We start from the raw sequence: 15,326 nt of genomic DNA, 5'->3' as shown, positions 1-15,326 counted from the left end.
ATCCAGTAATCGTTGACGTTGATGGGCGGTGGGGCGGGCAGGCAGCCCTGGCCGCTGGCTCGGGGCTGGCGTGAATCGGGCGAGCGCCCCGCGCGAGTCCCGAGAGGGTCGCGGCCAGGTGCCTGCCCGGCCCGCCGTCCTACCCGACATTCCCAGCGGTCGGTCTGCCGCGCCCTGCCCTCGCCCAGCCGGGTTTAGTTCCAGCGAGCGGCGTCCGGGGCATGGCCCGCCATACCTGCTTTTTTGGCTTGAGCCCAGGCGCCGGGGAGGGCAGTAAGGAGGGCGGTGACATCGTCCTCGGTGCTGGTGTGCCCCAGGGTGAAGCGCTGGGCGCCGCGGGCCTCGTCCTCGCTCAACCCCATAGCCAGCAGGACATGGGAGGGACGGGGCACCCCTGCGTTACAGGCTGAGCCGGTGGATGACTCCACCCCTGCCATATCGAGCAGGAAGAGCAGGGAATCGCCCTCGCAGCCGGGGAAGGTAAAGTGGGCGTTGCCGGGCAGACGGCTGAAGGTGCCGGCTACTCGGTCCTGGGCACTTTCGGGAGCGGCCCCGCGCAGCTGGGCTTCGGGAACAGCTGCTAGGACGCCCTCAATCAGGCGGTCCCGCAGCTCGGCCTGACGGTTGGCTTCGGTAAGCAGGTTTTGCCCTGCTTCGGCAGCTGCTGCGCCAAAGCCCGCGATAGAGGCGGCGTCAATGGTTCCTGAGCGCACGGAGCGTTCCTGCCCGCCGCCGTGGAGTACGGGCATGAGCTGGGCGCTGCGGGTGGCGATGAGGGCGCCTATTCCCATGGGCCCGCCAATTTTGTGGGCTGAGATGGCCATGGTGGTGGCGCCGGATTCCTTGAAGTTCACCGGCAGGGTGCCAAAGGCCTGGACGGCATCCGTGTGAAAGGGAATGCCGAGTTCAGCAGCTACCGCGGCGATTTCTGCGACGGGCTGCACGGTGCCCACCTCGTTGTTGGCCCACATGACGGTCACCAGGGCAACCGTCTCAGGGCTCTCGCCCACCGCCTGCCGAACCGCTTCGGCGCTGACTACACCGCTGGCGTCCGGAGCTACCCAGCTCACCTCGGCCCCCTCGTGGGCCTGCAGCCACTCAACGGCATCGCCCACGGCGTGGTGCTCGATGCCCGAAACAACAATGCGGGTCGCAGCCGGGTTGGCTTCGCGGCGTTTCCAGTAGAGCCCCTTGATCGCTAGGTTATCTGCCTCGGTACCACCGGAGGTAAAGATGATCTCGGCGGCGTCGCAGCCGGCAACCCGCGCGATACGTTCGCGGGCGTACTCGACGGTAGCGCGAGCAGAGCGGCCCGCTGAATGCAGGGACGAGGGGTTGCCGCCAATTTTCATCTGCTCCACCACGGCGTCGATAGCCTGAGGGAGCATGGGGGTGGTGGCGGCGTGGTCCAGGTAGACCCGGGGCATGGGCGCTGGCCTTTCCGTGGCGATTGGTCAAAACAATTCAGCCTTCCATCATACTCCCCCGCTCTTGGGGCAGGCTATGGACTGCTTCACCCTCTCAACAGCTCCCATCGCGCTTTTATTTCGCGGCGGGCGCGTAAACTGTTGGGGTGTTCAAGATTCTTTTTTATACTCCTGAAATTCCCGGCAATACCGGTAACGCGATTCGCCTTGCAGCTATCACCGGCGCAGAGCTGCACCTGGTCAAGCCCCTAGGTTTTAACTTTGAGGACGCTAACCTGCGCCGGGCTGGCCTCGACTACCATGACCTGGCAGTTATGACCGTGCACGAGACCCTCGAGGACGCTTGGGAGGCCCTAGCCCCGGCTCGCATCTTTGCTTTTACCACCACGGCCACCACTAACTTCGCTGATATTGACTACCAGGAGGGGGACGTGCTCATGTTTGGCCCCGAGTCGGTAGGCCTACCCGAGCAGGTACAGAATGACCCGCATGTCACCCAGCGGGTGAAGATTCCCATGGTTGCGGGCCGTCGCTCCCTCAACTTGGCTAACAGCGCCTCAATTGCAGTGTTTGAGGCCTGGCGCCAGCACGGCTTTGCAGGTGGAGCAATTTAGTCACAAAAGTAGGCTCTGCAGACTCACCGCGAAGCTGTTGGCCCGGGGCTGGCGTGAATTGCCTCGTGAGCGAAGCGAACCAGGCAAGAGGGTCGACAGCGAGCGTGAGCCTGCAGAGCCTTTGATGTCTCTAGCTGTTAGCGGCATCTCCCAGGGTCACGGTGACCTGCTGGGTTGAGCCGTTGCGCTCAACGGTGAGGGTCACTTCGTCACCGGCTGCTGCCTGGCGGACGGCGGCGGTCAGCTCGGTTGCTTCGCTGATGCTGCGCCCGTCAACAGCGGTGACAACATCGCCTGACTTCAGGCCGGCGGCTTCGGCGGCTCCGCCGCTGGTGACCTCCTGAATCAGGGCGCCGTCGCCGAAGGCTTCGGATGAGTCGTTGTTGGCGGGTGAGGTGGAGACGGTCGCCCCTAGCAGGCCGTGGCTGGCTGAACCGTTAGCAATGATTTCCTGGGCTACTCGCTTGGCATAGTTGATGGGAATCGCAAAGCCGACCCCGATATTGCCACTAGCCGAAGAGCTTGATGATTCGGTGGATGCAATTGCCACGTTAATGCCAATAACTTCACCATTAGAGTTGATGAGAGCACCACCCGAGTTGCCCGGGTTGACGGCAGCGTCTGTCTGAATCACGTTAATTGAGATGGTGGTACTTGCACCGGCGCTCTGGCTCTGTTGGCCAGGAATCTCAAACTGGAAGGGAGAGCTGCCGAAGGGGTCAGTGGTGCCGCTACCGGAGTCGGTGGTAGATTCATCGGCTGCCGATGAGGCTACCTCGATGGTTCGTACCAGGTTGGAGACGATACCGGTGGTTACGGTGTTAGACAGACCCAGGGGTGCACCGATGGCTACGGTGGTGTCGCCGACGTTGAGAGCTGCAGAATCTCCCAGAGTGGCAGGGGTAAGGCTCAGGCCGCTAGTATCATCCAGCTTGATGACGGCCAGGTCGCTGGTGGGGTCGGTGCCGACCACGGTGGCGGTGCGGACGCTACCATCGGCCAGCTGCACCTCAATAGAAGCGCTGGCTGTTGCCCCGTCGAGGGTCACCACGTGGGTATTGGTGAGGATATGCCCCTCGGCATCGAGAATAACGCCGGAGCCCGAGCCGGATGCGCTTGATGAGGTTGCTGCAATCGTCACAGTGGAGGGAGTTGCCTTAGCAGCAGCTGCGGTCACAGCGTTGACGGAGTCAGTGTTGTTGACGATGGTGGTGCCCGAGCTGGCGGTTGTGATGCTTGAGGCTGAACCGGTGGAAGTTGCGGCTACTACCCCACCGCCGATACCGCCACCGACCAGGGCAGCGATAGCAGCTGCTGCTAGGACGGTGCGGGTTGCGTGCTTGCCCTTGTTGTGTTCGGGGTGGCCGGCAGGAGCAGCGTAGTCACCGGTGTAAGCAGCACCGGAGGTAGCGCCTGCGTAGGCGTAGGCCCCGGCGGCAGGAGCCTGCTGGGCAGCGAAAGCGACGGTGGGATCATCCTGGCTGGAGGCTCCCGTGGCAGAAGCCGCTACCTGCTGCTGATTCATAGGAACGGTGCGATCAGCGGACGACGAATCGGGAGTAGGTTCCCATGAGTTCTGTGACATCTCAAGCAGCTTTCTTTATAAGGTCTGAGGGTATGCACCGGATTCAGGTGCATACAGTGTTTTCTTAGCTCCCACTATGCGCTAACGGTCTGTGTTGAAGATGAACCGTCCCTGTGTGTTTGCTGTGGGCGCAGAAAGTAGCAGTCTCACCGTGAGCTGAGGGTGAACGTCATCACCGGAGCTAACCTGAACAAGGGTGAGCGCGGCTACAATAGAGCTCAAATACAGCTGACCGCTAGAAGAGAGACCCCATGTCACGCAAACCTGTTGCTTCTACCCTTCTTGCCGCTGCTCTGGCACTCGGGGTTGCACCCGCCGCTCTTGCGGCAGCCCCTTATGATTTGGACGCCGGGGTTCGGGTGAGCGATACAACCTCGGCCCTGGGGAATACAAGCTCGCTAGAGGACGCCATCAGCCAGCTTGCCAGTGACAAACAGGTCAACCTCTTTGTTGTAACTATCGATCAGTTTGAAAGCCCGAGCTCCTCTTCAGAGTGGACCAGTGACTTTGCCACGCTCAACAACATGGGCACCAACGACGTGGTGCTGGTCATTGCCACTGAAGCCCGCCAGGCCTACTTTATGGCTGGCTCTACCTCTGTTCTTTCTACGAGTCAGCAGGAAAAGATTTATCAGGATTACATCTACCCTGAGCTAGCGAACTCCGACTACGAGGCCGCTGCGCTGGCTGCGGTCACCGGCATCGAGTCTGAACTCGGTTCTGGTTCAGTGGTATCAGGTGCTTCGGGACCGCTCGTGGGTGGCGCAACGCTCCTTGGGATAGCTGCCGTAGCTGGCGGCGGCGCCTGGGCTTTTAGCCGCTCACGGGCGTCCGCGCGTAAAAACACCGGTGGCAGCCGCAGCGGGCAACCTAGCTCATCCCAGCCCCTGCCCTCTATCGAAGAGCTGCGTACCCGGGCAGGTGCCCAGCTGGTCGCCACCGATGACGCCATCGCCCACTCCCAGCAGGAGGTTGAGTTCGCCCGGCTACAGTACGGCGATGACGAGGTCAAACCCTTCCTGGCTGCTATTGAGGCGGCTAAGAACCACATGCAGCGCTCCTTCCAGCTACAAAAACAGCTGGACGATGAAATCCCCGATACCGAAGCGGATCAGCGGGCCTGGCTGACTGAAATTCTGGCCCGCACCGAAGACGCTCAGAAGGCCCTCAATGAGCAGGTTGCCAACTTCACCAACCTGCGCAAGCTCGAAGAAACAGCACCCCAGGCTCTCGCTACCCTCAACCAGGGCATAGCCTCAGCAGCCCCGCTCTTTCCTGCCGCCCAGGCGTCCCTCGATCGTCTCGGTACCCTCTACTCCCCCAGCGCCTTCGGGGCGGTGGCAGACAACATCAGCGAAGCCCAGGCCCGCCTCGACTTTGCTCGCCAAGAAGCTACTGAGGCCGAAGAGTTACTGACCAGCCAGCGAAGCCAGGCCATTCTCGCCCTGCGCGCCGGTGAAGAAGCCCTGGGCCAGGCCAAGGGCCTCCTGGAATCGATTCACCACGCCGAAACCGACCTGGGCAAGATGGCAGCCTCACTCGATAACGCCTTGATTTTGGCTGACCGCGACGTTGCCCAGGCCCAGGAGCTAGCCCGCACAGGGGCAGGCAGTAGCAGCCAGCTCTCAGGCGCAGCCGCAGGTGTTCAGGCGGTGCTTGGCCAGATCCGCGCCGAGCGTGCTGCGGGCCTGATTGACCCCTACCTGCTCAATCAGCGCCTCCATGAGGTGCGCTCAGACCTAGACACTGCCCTCGATGCGGTGCGCCAAACCCACGAACAAGAGCGCAGCGCCCGTGAAACCCTGGGCCATACCCTGGTGTCCGCCCAGGCCCAGGTATCGTCAGCCAGCGAATACGTCTGGGCACGACGAGGCGGCGTAAAGGCCGAAGCCCGCACCCGCCTCCGCGAGGCAGAACGCCACCTCACCGAAGCCCAGCAGCTCCAGCACAGCGACCCCATCGCGGCCCTGTCCCACGCCAATGACGCTATCCGCCTCGCAGGGGAAGCCCAGCGCATCGCCCGCTCCGATGTGGACCGCTTCAACCAGCGCAACGGCTACTCCAGCGGCGGTAACTACAACTCAGCCATGCTGGGCGGCATCCTGCTCGGCACCCTACTCGGGGGCAGCAACCACAGCTCCGGCGGCGGCTTCGGATCAGGTGGATTTGGCTCAGGCGGCTTTGGCGGCGGTATGGGCGGTGGCACCTTTGGCGGAGGCTTCGGCGGTGGAGGCAGCTGGGGCGACGGCGGAGGTGCCGGGGGCAACTTCTAGCCCACCGGCGTCCGTCCGCCTCTCTCCTCTTGCTCGCACACAGCCCCCTGCCTGTGCACAGGCTTAGTTTTCGCTGACAACGTAGTAACCACCAGGTGTGGCACGCCACTACCTGACCCGAACCTTGACACAATAAAAGAAGGCACAGCAAGCCCGCTCATGCTTTCCTCACCCACCGAAAGGTACCCTCATGGCTAAGCAGACCATTTTCAGCCGCATTGCCCAGCTCACCAAGGCCAACATCAACGCCCTGATCGATGCCGCAGAAGACCCCCAGAAGATGCTCGATCAGATGGTGCGCGACTACACCAACAACATCGCCGAAGCAGAACAGGCTGTCGCCCAGACCATCGGCAACCTGCGCATGCTCGAAGAAGACCACGCCGAAGACCTGCGCGAAGCAGGCGAATGGGGTGCTAAGGCCCTGGCAGCCTCCAACAAGGCCGACGAGTTCCGCGCCGCCGGCGACACCGCTAACGCCGACAAGTTCGATAACCTGGCCAAAATCGCCCTGGGCCGCCAGATGCAGGCAGAGAACGAAGCTTCAGCGATCAAGCCCCAGATTGAGTCTCAGACCGCCGTGGTTGAACAGCTCAAGACCGGTCTGACCCAGATGAAGGAGAAGCTGAACGAAATCAAGCGTAAGCGCGATGAACTCGTAGCCCGCCAGAAGTCAGCCGCTGCCCAGTCCCAGGTCAACGACGCTCTTAAGGCCTTTGACGTCATGGACCCCACCAGCGAAATCTCCCGCTTCGAAGACAAGGTGCGCCGCGAAGAAGCCCGCGTGCGCGGCCAGCAGGAGCTCGCGGCGTCCTCCCTCGATGCCCAGTTCAACGACCTTGAAGAACTCGGCCGCCAGTCAGAGCTCGAAGCCCGCCTAGCAGCCCTCAAGGTCGGCAAACAGTAAAACAGCTACAAGGGTTAAACAGATGTGGGGCCCACCTCCAAAGGAGGTGGGCCCCACATCTGTATCTAAAAGTGCAAGGACGCCCCTTGCAACCGTTCGTCCCCCGCCTTACGGCTAGGGCTAACCGGCCTGGGTACCAATCTGGCCGGTAATCCGGTGGAACAGCATATCGAGAGCCACCACGTTGACGCCTTCGGGGATAATCATATCTACATGGCGCTTTGAGGGCTCTACATGCAGCTCATGCATGGGCTTGACGGTGGTGAGGTACTGGGCTTCAACCGATTCAATGGTGCGGCCGCGCTCAATCACGTCACGGCGCAGGCGGCGTAGGATGCGCACATCGGCGTCGGTATCTACAAAGAGCTTGATATCGCACAGGTCGCGAATTTCAGGCTCAGCAAAAATCAGGATGCCTTCGAGGATAATGATGGGCTGGGGTTCAACGATGAGAGTCTCATCTGACCGGTTGTGATCCGCGAAATCGTAGACAGGGGTCTCGATAGTCTGCCCCTCGATGAGGGCTTTAAGGTGAGTCACCAGAAGATCATTATCGAAGGCTTCGGGCGCATCGTAGTTCAGCAGGCAGCGCTGTTCGTAGGTGAGGTGGTCATTGCGCTTGTAGTAGTTGTCGTGATAAATCACACCCACCTGACCGTCAAACTTTTCAAGCAGGGAGTTAGTCAGGGTAGTTTTGCCTGAGCCGGTTCCACCAGCGATACCGATAATGAGGGGTTTCATGTGCGTGTATAGCCCTTGAGGTCGAAGTAGTACTGCTATCTATTGTGGCATGCCCCCTTGGGGACAGAGCCCGCAGGGACTTGTCCCCCAAAAACCTGGCATAAGCTCTCCCTCTAGCTAGCACGATGTTTCACGGGTAAATTTTTATCAAACACTATCCCCCAGCATTTTCCCAGAAAAAGGCCTCACTAGCCCAAACAGGGGTGATTTAAGGTGATTCAAGAAATAGGGGACAAATTTTTTTCGTACCACTGCCCTTTGGGGGACAAATATGTGTATAGTTGGGTACAGTTCACAAACGATTCACCAGCCACAAAAGGAAGAGCACCATGATTTTTGCAAACTGGGCCACTGACACCTACACCAGTGCCTCACTGAGCTCTGCGATTAAGCGGCACTCTTCCCACGGTGGGCTCAAGAAGTTTCACAAGGCTCTCCACATGGCTGATTCCATGGTGCGCGGCGAGACAGTTGTCGATGTAGCCACCGGCAAGCTCGGTAGCTTTGGCGACTCCCTTCTGGTTATCACCAACGAGCGAGTTCTGATTCTCAAGAACTCCTTCCAGGCTGGCAACAGCCTTTCACTTGATCTGCGATCACTTGACCAGGCCAAGCTGACAAATCTTCCTTTCCTGGGCAACACCCTGACCATCGACGGCTATCGCTTCAGCCGCATCCCCGCCCAGTACACCCCCACCCTGCAAACCTTGCTCGCAGCAGATCTTGCAGGCCACTGGGCTCACGCAGCCTAAGCTCCCCTAGTCTTCACACACAAAGGCTGGCCGCACCACCAGGTGCGGCCAGCCTTTTATTTTGCTTTCCGCCCACCTCGAGATGGAAACACAGGCGTCCTTTCATAAAGGCAAGTACAAAGTTAGCTAGATATCAAAAATAATTTTTTAGCCCAAAATTTCTAGACAAAAAAGGTATGACTAGGCTTTTTCTGTGTAGCACCAGAAAAGCTTTTTTTCAGCATTCAAACACGGACGTGTCAAATAAATGATTTGGTGATACTGTTGTTTCAACAGCTGTTACAGAATCATCCCTAACCTTGCACCACCACTAGAGGAAAACTACCATGACTACACCTCAGATCCAGCGTCGCACCCTGGCACGCGGAGCAGCCTGGGCAACCCCCGTCATTCTTGCCAGCACATCTGTACCTGCTTTTGCGGCGTCCGCCCCCGTAGTTGAAGATGACTGCACCTACGGAAAAATTGTTTCTGCCCCCTGGTCCAATGTCTGGCCTTCCCAGGGCAACTTCACCGGTTCTGTAGCTAAAGAACTTGAGTGGGCTGTCTACCCCACCAGTAGCTGCGCTACCGGGCCGCAAGCATTCACTTTCGACAATTCATTACCCAGAGCTCAGGCAGGCAACCCCCTCGCTAGCTCAAGCGCAACCGCCAACACCTGGCCTCCGACCTACCCGGCAGGCGGTAAGCCTGATGCTGACATCAACTCAGTGAACGGCATCGATGGTGTAGGCCAGGGAACCATCATTTCTGTAACTATCGAAAACGTTGCAGGTGATGTGGTCTATCGCCCCACTCCTACCGGTAGCGACCGCTTCATTTTTACTAACGGCGGTGCAAGTTACAGCTCCAACGGCACCCGCGGAGTTGGTGCAAACGTCCCCATGATTCGCCTCAACGACGACTTCAAGGGTGCAGACACCACCTATGCAAAGCTCTACAACTACCTGCGTTTTGCAGAAGCTCCTATGGTCACGAAGAACACCATGCACACCTGGGGCTACGGCAACCACTACACCACCGCAGACGGCCGCGACGGCTGGAGCTGGGATATTGAGGTCATGAGCAACATTGCCAACGGTCAGGCCGGTGCCAGCGTGGTGTCTTTCATGACCCGCATGCCGGCAGCTACTTTCGGCGATACCGCCACCACCAGCGGAGCAGTCATTAAGACTCAGTATCGAGTTACCGTAACCTCCCCCTGGGGCGTCGTCAGCTATCTGTCAGCAGGTATCTAATTCTTTTCCATCTCATCTAGTCAACAGAGAGTAAAGGAGTTGCCTATACCGTGAGTCAGCCTCTCCCCGTGAGAGAGGCACCCGAAAAAGACGTGCAGTAGGCCCGGGCCACCGTAAGGTGACCCGGGCCTACTGGTATAGATACACGGTCTCGGTTAAACCCTAGAACTGCCAGCAAGAGTTGATGCTGGAAAGACCCTTAAACTGACGGTCTAGGAAGATCAGCCCGCGGGGAATACCCTCAAAGATACCCGCCACGTGGGTCGCACCGGCCAGAGTGTAGAAGGTGACGCGGGAGCCTTGCTGGCAGTAGTCAGCAGCCAGCTGGCGGTTGGTCCGGTAGGGAATCACGTCGTCACCCCAGGATGAAGCAATCAGAATGGGCACCTGGGGGTGGCGGCCCTGCTGGCCCAGGTTATTCTGGGCCATGATTTGTGAGACCTGGGGGTCGGTGGTCATTTCACGGGCCAGGGTCTGGCCACTGGCGGTCAGGGTGCGGGTGTTCTTAAAACCGAAGGTTCCCACGGCGTCGAGGGTGCACTGCTCCCGCACGGTTTCAAGGGCTGCCTGGCCTTCGGCTGAGAGCTTGTGGCTCAGGTCGATGCTGTAGCTATCGGCCAGGCCCACTACGCCCATCAGGGAGAAACCGGTGTAAAGACCGCCGTCGATGAAGCTGGTAACGGCCTGCAGGTTAGCCGGGACGGCGCCGGCATAGATACCCTTGAGGTTGAGCTCGGGGGCGTAGCTGGCCTGGAGTTCACCGGCGGACGCCACCGCGCCGCCACCCTGGGAGTAGCCCCAGAGGCCGATGGGTGAGGTAGCGCTACCCAGGCCGAGGTCGGCGGCAGTAGCTGCGCGGGCGGCGTCCAGCACCGCATTGCCCTGGTCTACGCGGTTGAGGTAGCTGTGGGTGCCAGCAGTGCCCAGGCCGATGTAGTCGGTGATGACGACGTTGTAGCCCGCGTTCAGCAAGGAGGTAACGACCAGGCTCTCGTACTCGGTTCCCGCTGCGAACTGGTTGGAGGGGGCGCAGGAGTCCCCGATGCCCTGGGTGCCGGGGGCCATGGCGATGATAGGACGCTCGCCGGGGCCAGCCCACCGTTTAGTGGTAGTGAGTGCGGTACCGGTGACAGCCACAGGGTTACCCCGGTGGTCGGTGGACTTATACATAATCCGCTGGGCCTGGGCTACGGGGTGGGCGATGACGTTGTTGGCGTCGACCTTGAAGGTGAAGTTTTCCTTCTTGATGAGGGCGCCGTTAGCGGCGGGTAGCTGGGCCGGAGCGTCGTAGAAGTTTACGCTAGTGAGCGCTTCGGGGGCGTCGTTGTAGATAGCTGCGGGGCTGCTACCCTCACTGGTGAGTGCCTCTTGAATGAGTGCTTCTGCTTCTTGTACTGCCTGGCTGTTTTCAGTCAGGGGTGCGGTGTCAGTTGCGTTGGCCGGGGCCATGCTCAGGGCTAGCAGAGCGGTGAGTGAAAGAGCCGTTGCCCGGCGTTTGCCAGTATTTTTGGGCGCGGCGTGGCGCGGTGTGTATTTAGACATGAGTTTCCCTAGAGGTAAAATGCGAGTGAGGATGCTGAAATTCAGCACTCTCAAAGTGTACAGTTAGATAGCTAGGAGCTGAAGACTTAGATGAATGATACACCTCGCTATACAAAGCCTCTATGGAAACATCTTGTTCCTTTGAATCTCTTCGGACTAGCGCTGGGACTTTTCATCTACTTCCTACGACTCCAGTTCAACATAAATCTCTTAGTCAGAAATAGCACTGAAGACGTAACTTTCTCCTGGACAGGGCTCTTTCTCTATGTAATACCCTGCATACTAGCGCTCAATTTTTTCGGCTGGTTTGGTTACTTACAGAAAAATATCGGAAACGATAAGGACTAGCCCAGTATCCCTCAGCACGCCGCTCCGCCCTCATTATTCACCAGAGTAAGCATTCAGGGTTCCAACAAGTGGGTAAGCAAAAAGACCCAGTTCTAATGAACTGGGTCTTTGTCTTGGTTGCGGGGGCAGGATTTGAACCTGCGGCCTCCGGATTACAAGACCCAATCTACAGCCAAGTCTTGAAAACAACCTTTCTTCTCAAAAAATTGTACGCCATCGGTGCCCTCAAAGTCGAGGATCAATAAGGCTCATCAGCTGCCTACGTTCGAATCATTCAAAAGGACATAATCGATGGTCACTATCTACGGTTTCTCAAAAACCACCAAAATCCCAATCATCACCCTACAATCCTCCAACAAACAGCAGGAAATCAACGACAAAATTGAGCATCTTGAAATTTACTACCCTGAACTCGACATAGAAGTCAGGCACTAGAATATGGACACCACGTTTCTTTTAGCACTACTCATCACCATTGCCGCTCTCTCTATAATCGGCCTACTCTTCATCACTTACAGCTCCCTTTCAAGGTAAATACTCATGACTACAGTCAATCTCTACACAACTCCCAACTGCCATCAGTGCAGGCTCACAAAGCGCAAGCTGACTGACCGCAACATCAACTACAGACTCATCAAGCTGGAAAACGAACCAGAAATAGCCCAGCGACTCAAAGACCATGGCCTACTCCAAGCCCCTATCGTTGAAGTCCCCGGTGAAGAGCCACAAATATGGAGCGGCTACCGACCTGACCTTATTGACCAGCTGGTGGCAAGGCAGGTACACCATGTATAACCGTATGCAACGCGACCTCGGAATATTCTGGCTAACTCTCTTAGGCTGTGTCAATGGAGCCTATTTTGGTGGAAAATACGGCTTCTCTGGGCTGGTTGACCGTGCGGACGCCGCCATTCTGGGCTTACTGATTGGGGCCTTAGCAGCCCTCATTCTCTACGGCCTTATCTGCCTGGTTGTCGACAGCCCTCGTAGGTAGATTCATGCACAAAATACCCATGCCGAATAACGGACGCGATTTAGCCAGGTTACTCGAAGACAACGGTTTTAGGGTGGAGTTAAAACAAGGCGGGCATTACCGGGCCACTCACCCAAAGTTTCCCGATAAGCCCGCCGTCAGGTTCGCTTCTACCCCCTCAGATGGGCGCTGGGCATCAAATACTATCGCCTGGATCAAGCGTACTTACCACCTGACTCTCAGAAACGAATAACCCGCCCAGAATAAGCAGATAACCATAGTCACACCTTAGTACAGCTACTAGGAGAACTATGGAAAACGCAACCTCTTGGGCACCGACAATCCAGGCATTCACGCAATGGCTACTAGCCGCCGGTCGACAACCGTCAACGGTCTACACCAGAACCCGGTGGCTCAGTCTGCTATCCCAGGCCTACCCACAGGCTACACCTGCCACTATCACTACAGTGCAGCTCCAAGAATGGCTCTCAAACCCCAGATGGAAACCAGCCACCAAAAAGAATGCACTGGGAACAGTACGAAGATTCTTCTACTACCTAGAAATAACAGGAACCCGGCCTGAGAACCCAGCGCGGCTTCTTCTATCGGTCAAAGTCCCCCGAGGCAAAGCACGACCAATACCGGCAGCGGCACTTCAGCAAGGCCTGGATAACACCCAATGTTCAGAGGATATTTTCATGCTTCTACTAGCAGCCTATGCAGGGCTAAGACGCTTTGAAATAGCCAAGCTCCATACCCAGGACTACAGGGAAGGATGGATAACGGTACAAGGTAAAGGGCTGGTGACACGTTCGATACCAGCTCACCCGGTGCTACTGCCCTACCTAGAGATGAAGACCCAGGGCTATTACTTCCCTGGACGCTTCGCAGGGCACAGGCACCCTGACTATATCGGTAAACGTATCAGCGCCCTGCTAGGCGAGGGTTTTACTACCCACCAGCTCAGGCACTGGTTTGCTACCACCACTTATGCCAGGTGCAAAGACATCAGAGCTGTCCAGGAACTACTGGGCCATGCAGATATCTCGACCACCCAAAGCTATATCGGCCTTGACGATGCAGCTCTCACCCAGGCTATCCAGGCCCTTACAGACTTACCGGCAGCACCTCAGCTGACCGGCAAGACCCAACGATAATAACCATTGAACCAGGAGAACAAACATGGCTATCCCTACCGTCTTTACGATTGACTTCAAGTGCGGTCATACCGAAGAGAGAGACCTCTCAGATAAGGCAGCTGGCAGGCGTAAAGGTTTTGCCTCGTGGCTAGCATCCCAAGACTGCTCAGAGTGCTTCAAGAAAAAGGGCTCACAGGAGTTCAAGGAGCAGCTTTATCAGCAGGCCGTGGAGAATCAGGCACGCCTTGAATTGCCAGAGCTTGAGGGCACCCCAAAGCAGGTGCCTTGGGCTACGACTGTGCGAGATGAGCTACTGATGGGTGCTTTTGAAGAACTGGTCAGAGGTGAAGACGCCGCCTTGAGTGAGGAAGAGTTCGAGGACCAGTACCTTGTGCCTGCCCGAGCTATCGTCACTGCCCGGTGGTGGATTGATTATCGAGATACAGAGACCAAGGATCTACTGGAGTGTTTGACAACCGCTCTTGATGATGGCGCAGAGGTTAACGAGAACCCGTTCTAGGCCCTGCTGTAGATAAGAGGTAGAACTGCCCTCTGGCGAGTAGCCAGGGGGCTCTTCTTTTCTCTCGGTGAATTTGTGTGGTAGGTAGCCCGCCGTTTGCTGGTGTGCGGTGCATATATCAGTAAGGAGTCTGTTCAGTTTCTGCGAGCATCTGTCCCAGGGGATTTTGCTAGAGCTTGCAGTGCTGTGCAGGCTCCTTACCATGTCATGACATTAAATCATTTCACATCACATCATGTGATAGGAAGGAGTCTGGCACCTATGTCAGCTCATACAAAGACCGCCACCGCGCTACTAGCGGCAGGAATCGCTGTTACTGGCCTATCTTCCACCGCAGCAATGGCAGAAGAAACCACCGCAGAACCTACCGCAGCAGCCAGCTCAGTATCCCCCGCCGCTGAGGAAACTGCCCTTGCAGGTGAAATTCCTGTAGAGACCGTGCCGACTGAGGACGCGACCGAAGATGACCCCATCGCCCCGATTGAGGTTGTACCGATTGACCCACCCAGCGACCCGGTTGAGCCTGAGCCCGCCCCGGCCCCCTCAGATTCGGCTGAACCTGTAGCCCCAGCAGACCCCACCACCCCGGCTGAACCTGCTGACCCCTCACTACCGGTTGAGCCCATCGAAACTGAATCACCGGCCCCCTCACCGACCCCTGTGCCGGTTGAGACCGTAAACCCGGAAGCCCCTGCACCAAGCCCCGAACCCAGTGAAACTGCATCACCGGTGGCCACCGAGACCCCTGCAGCAGAACCGACCACCCCGGCCACCAATGAGCAGACCCCTGCCCCGGTAGCCGAGGTAGTAGCGCCGCCGCAGATTGATGAAGAGCAGAACATCGTACTGACCGGCACCGTCACGGAGCAGAACACCGACGAGACCACCGGCGCATCCACCATCGTTACCCAGCAGACCACCGCAGAGGGCCACCAGGTAACTACCGAGTATGTCACCAACCCGGCAGCCGGGCAGACTACCGTGCGCCAGACCGTCACCGATGCGGCAACTGGCAAGCAGACCATTACCGAGCGCACCGTCCCGGCGACCACTTTTAAGGCAGGTGGCGCAGCCTCAATCACCGCAGCGCAGCAGGCTCAGGCACCTGCTGATACCACCAGCAACACCAAGGCTGTAGCGGGCTGGTTCACCAGCTTGCTAGCTCTCGCGCTGGGGGCTGGTGCTATCTTCCAGTACCGTCGCGCTAAGAAGTCTGCCTAAACGCACGTTGAGCTTGTAGCTCATGAGCCCTGTGGGGCCTGCACCT

General features: G+C 58.1%; 15 protein-coding genes. 11 read left to right on the top strand and 4 right to left on the bottom strand.

Features of this window, described 5'->3' with window-relative positions:
• Positions 1 to 194: 194 nt before the first annotated feature.
• Positions 195 to 1,427 (bottom strand): cysteine desulfurase family protein, encoded by a 1,233-nt coding sequence (locus L7A20_RS08985; RefSeq protein WP_237223146.1) that lies wholly within the window; start codon positions 1,425 to 1,427, stop codon positions 195 to 197.
• A gap of 146 nt (positions 1,428 to 1,573) precedes the next feature.
• On the opposite strand from L7A20_RS08985, the gene L7A20_RS08980 reads away from it, so the two are divergent.
• Complete coding sequence (locus L7A20_RS08980) at positions 1,574 to 2,041, top strand: tRNA (cytidine(34)-2'-O)-methyltransferase (protein WP_237223145.1); 468 nt, start codon at positions 1,574 to 1,576, stop codon at positions 2,039 to 2,041.
• A gap of 130 nt (positions 2,042 to 2,171) precedes the next feature.
• Here L7A20_RS08980 and L7A20_RS08975 read toward each other — a convergent pair whose 3' ends face one another.
• Positions 2,172 to 3,626 carry a S1C family serine protease gene (locus L7A20_RS08975; protein ID WP_237223144.1) on the bottom strand — a complete coding sequence of 485 codons (1,455 nt, stop codon included), beginning with the start codon at positions 3,624 to 3,626 and terminating at the stop codon, positions 2,172 to 2,174.
• 251 nt (positions 3,627 to 3,877) lie between these two features.
• Here L7A20_RS08975 and L7A20_RS08970 point away from each other — a divergent pair, with 251 nt between their 5' ends.
• The gene (locus tag L7A20_RS08970; RefSeq protein WP_237223143.1) at positions 3,878 to 5,899 is read left to right on the top strand and encodes a TPM domain-containing protein; all 2,022 of its coding nucleotides are present in this window, start codon (positions 3,878 to 3,880) and stop codon (positions 5,897 to 5,899) included.
• 190 nt (positions 5,900 to 6,089) lie between these two features.
• Positions 6,090 to 6,806, top strand: a complete 717-nt coding sequence (locus L7A20_RS08965) for a PspA/IM30 family protein (protein ID WP_237223142.1) — start codon at positions 6,090 to 6,092, stop codon at positions 6,804 to 6,806.
• 120 nt (positions 6,807 to 6,926) lie between these two features.
• Here L7A20_RS08965 and udk read toward each other — a convergent pair whose 3' ends face one another.
• On the bottom strand, positions 6,927 to 7,547 hold the full coding sequence (gene udk, locus L7A20_RS08960) for a uridine kinase (RefSeq protein ID WP_237199807.1): 621 nt from the start codon (positions 7,545 to 7,547) through the stop codon (positions 6,927 to 6,929).
• Between the two features lie 329 nt (positions 7,548 to 7,876).
• Here udk and L7A20_RS08955 point away from each other — a divergent pair, with 329 nt between their 5' ends.
• Together L7A20_RS08955 and L7A20_RS08950 are read left to right on the top strand one after the other, a co-directional pair.
• Complete coding sequence (locus tag L7A20_RS08955) at positions 7,877 to 8,299, top strand: hypothetical protein (protein ID WP_237223141.1); 423 nt, start codon at positions 7,877 to 7,879, stop codon at positions 8,297 to 8,299.
• Between the two features lie 326 nt (positions 8,300 to 8,625).
• The gene (locus L7A20_RS08950) at positions 8,626 to 9,537 is read left to right on the top strand and encodes a hypothetical protein (protein WP_237223140.1); all 912 of its coding nucleotides are present in this window, start codon (positions 8,626 to 8,628) and stop codon (positions 9,535 to 9,537) included.
• Between the two features lie 162 nt (positions 9,538 to 9,699).
• Here L7A20_RS08950 and L7A20_RS08945 read toward each other — a convergent pair whose 3' ends face one another.
• Positions 9,700 to 11,079 carry a lipase family protein gene (locus L7A20_RS08945; protein ID WP_237223139.1) on the bottom strand — a complete coding sequence of 460 codons (1,380 nt, stop codon included), beginning with the start codon at positions 11,077 to 11,079 and terminating at the stop codon, positions 9,700 to 9,702.
• A gap of 443 nt (positions 11,080 to 11,522) precedes the next feature.
• Between L7A20_RS08945 and L7A20_RS08940 the strand changes: the two genes are divergently transcribed.
• The 6 genes from L7A20_RS08940 (at position 11,523) to L7A20_RS08915 (ending at position 15,280) form a co-directional block, all read left to right on the top strand.
• Positions 11,523 to 11,672, top strand: coding sequence for a hypothetical protein (locus L7A20_RS08940; protein WP_237223138.1), 150 nt, complete (start codon positions 11,523 to 11,525; stop codon positions 11,670 to 11,672).
• Between the two features lie 295 nt (positions 11,673 to 11,967).
• On the top strand, positions 11,968 to 12,222 hold the full coding sequence (locus L7A20_RS08935; RefSeq protein ID WP_237223137.1) for a glutaredoxin domain-containing protein: 255 nt from the start codon (positions 11,968 to 11,970) through the stop codon (positions 12,220 to 12,222).
• Positions 12,223 to 12,226: 4 nt separating this feature from the next.
• Entirely contained in the window at positions 12,227 to 12,421 is a 195-nt protein-coding gene (locus L7A20_RS08930) for a hypothetical protein (RefSeq protein ID WP_237223136.1), read from the top strand.
• A 290-nt stretch (positions 12,422 to 12,711) separates the two neighbouring features.
• On the top strand, positions 12,712 to 13,557 hold the full coding sequence (locus tag L7A20_RS12000) for a tyrosine-type recombinase/integrase (RefSeq protein ID WP_272879221.1): 846 nt from the start codon (positions 12,712 to 12,714) through the stop codon (positions 13,555 to 13,557).
• Positions 13,558 to 13,582: 25 nt separating this feature from the next.
• Positions 13,583 to 14,059, top strand: a complete 477-nt coding sequence (locus L7A20_RS08920) for a hypothetical protein (RefSeq protein WP_237223134.1) — start codon at positions 13,583 to 13,585, stop codon at positions 14,057 to 14,059.
• A 261-nt stretch (positions 14,060 to 14,320) separates the two neighbouring features.
• Complete coding sequence (locus L7A20_RS08915; RefSeq protein WP_237223133.1) at positions 14,321 to 15,280, top strand: hypothetical protein; 960 nt, start codon at positions 14,321 to 14,323, stop codon at positions 15,278 to 15,280.
• Positions 15,281 to 15,326 lie beyond the last annotated feature (46 nt).

The sequence above is a fragment of the Rothia nasimurium genome (assembly GCF_928381415.1).
Taxonomy (GTDB): Bacteria; Actinomycetota; Actinomycetes; order Actinomycetales; family Micrococcaceae; genus Rothia; species Rothia nasimurium_H.
The sequence above is the reverse complement of the archived record's forward strand: the minus strand, read 5'-3'. Positions and strand labels throughout refer to the sequence as shown.

Bases quoted from the DNA above. Each gene is read 5' to 3' on its own strand.
- L7A20_RS08985 (WP_237223146.1), bottom strand. From the start codon at position 1,427: ATGCCCCGGGTCTACCTGGACCACGCCGCCACCACCCCCATGCTCCCT.
- L7A20_RS08975 (WP_237223144.1), bottom strand. From the start codon at position 3,626: ATGTCACAGAACTCATGGGAACCTACTCCCGATTCGTCGTCCGCTGAT.
- L7A20_RS08970 (WP_237223143.1), top strand. From the start codon at position 3,878: ATGTCACGCAAACCTGTTGCTTCTACCCTTCTTGCCGCTGCTCTGGCA.
- L7A20_RS08965 (WP_237223142.1), top strand. From the start codon at position 6,090: ATGGCTAAGCAGACCATTTTCAGCCGCATTGCCCAGCTCACCAAGGCC.
- udk (WP_237199807.1), bottom strand. From the start codon at position 7,547: ATGAAACCCCTCATTATCGGTATCGCTGGTGGAACCGGCTCAGGCAAA.
- L7A20_RS08955 (WP_237223141.1), top strand. From the start codon at position 7,877: ATGATTTTTGCAAACTGGGCCACTGACACCTACACCAGTGCCTCACTG.
- L7A20_RS08950 (WP_237223140.1), top strand. From the start codon at position 8,626: ATGACTACACCTCAGATCCAGCGTCGCACCCTGGCACGCGGAGCAGCC.
- L7A20_RS08945 (WP_237223139.1), bottom strand. From the start codon at position 11,079: ATGTCTAAATACACACCGCGCCACGCCGCGCCCAAAAATACTGGCAAA.
- L7A20_RS08940 (WP_237223138.1), top strand. From the start codon at position 11,523: ATGAACTGGGTCTTTGTCTTGGTTGCGGGGGCAGGATTTGAACCTGCG.
- L7A20_RS08935 (WP_237223137.1), top strand. From the start codon at position 11,968: ATGACTACAGTCAATCTCTACACAACTCCCAACTGCCATCAGTGCAGG.
- L7A20_RS08930 (WP_237223136.1), top strand. From the start codon at position 12,227: ATGCAACGCGACCTCGGAATATTCTGGCTAACTCTCTTAGGCTGTGTC.
- L7A20_RS12000 (WP_272879221.1), top strand. From the start codon at position 12,712: ATGGAAAACGCAACCTCTTGGGCACCGACAATCCAGGCATTCACGCAA.
- L7A20_RS08920 (WP_237223134.1), top strand. From the start codon at position 13,583: ATGGCTATCCCTACCGTCTTTACGATTGACTTCAAGTGCGGTCATACC.
- L7A20_RS08915 (WP_237223133.1), top strand. From the start codon at position 14,321: ATGTCAGCTCATACAAAGACCGCCACCGCGCTACTAGCGGCAGGAATC.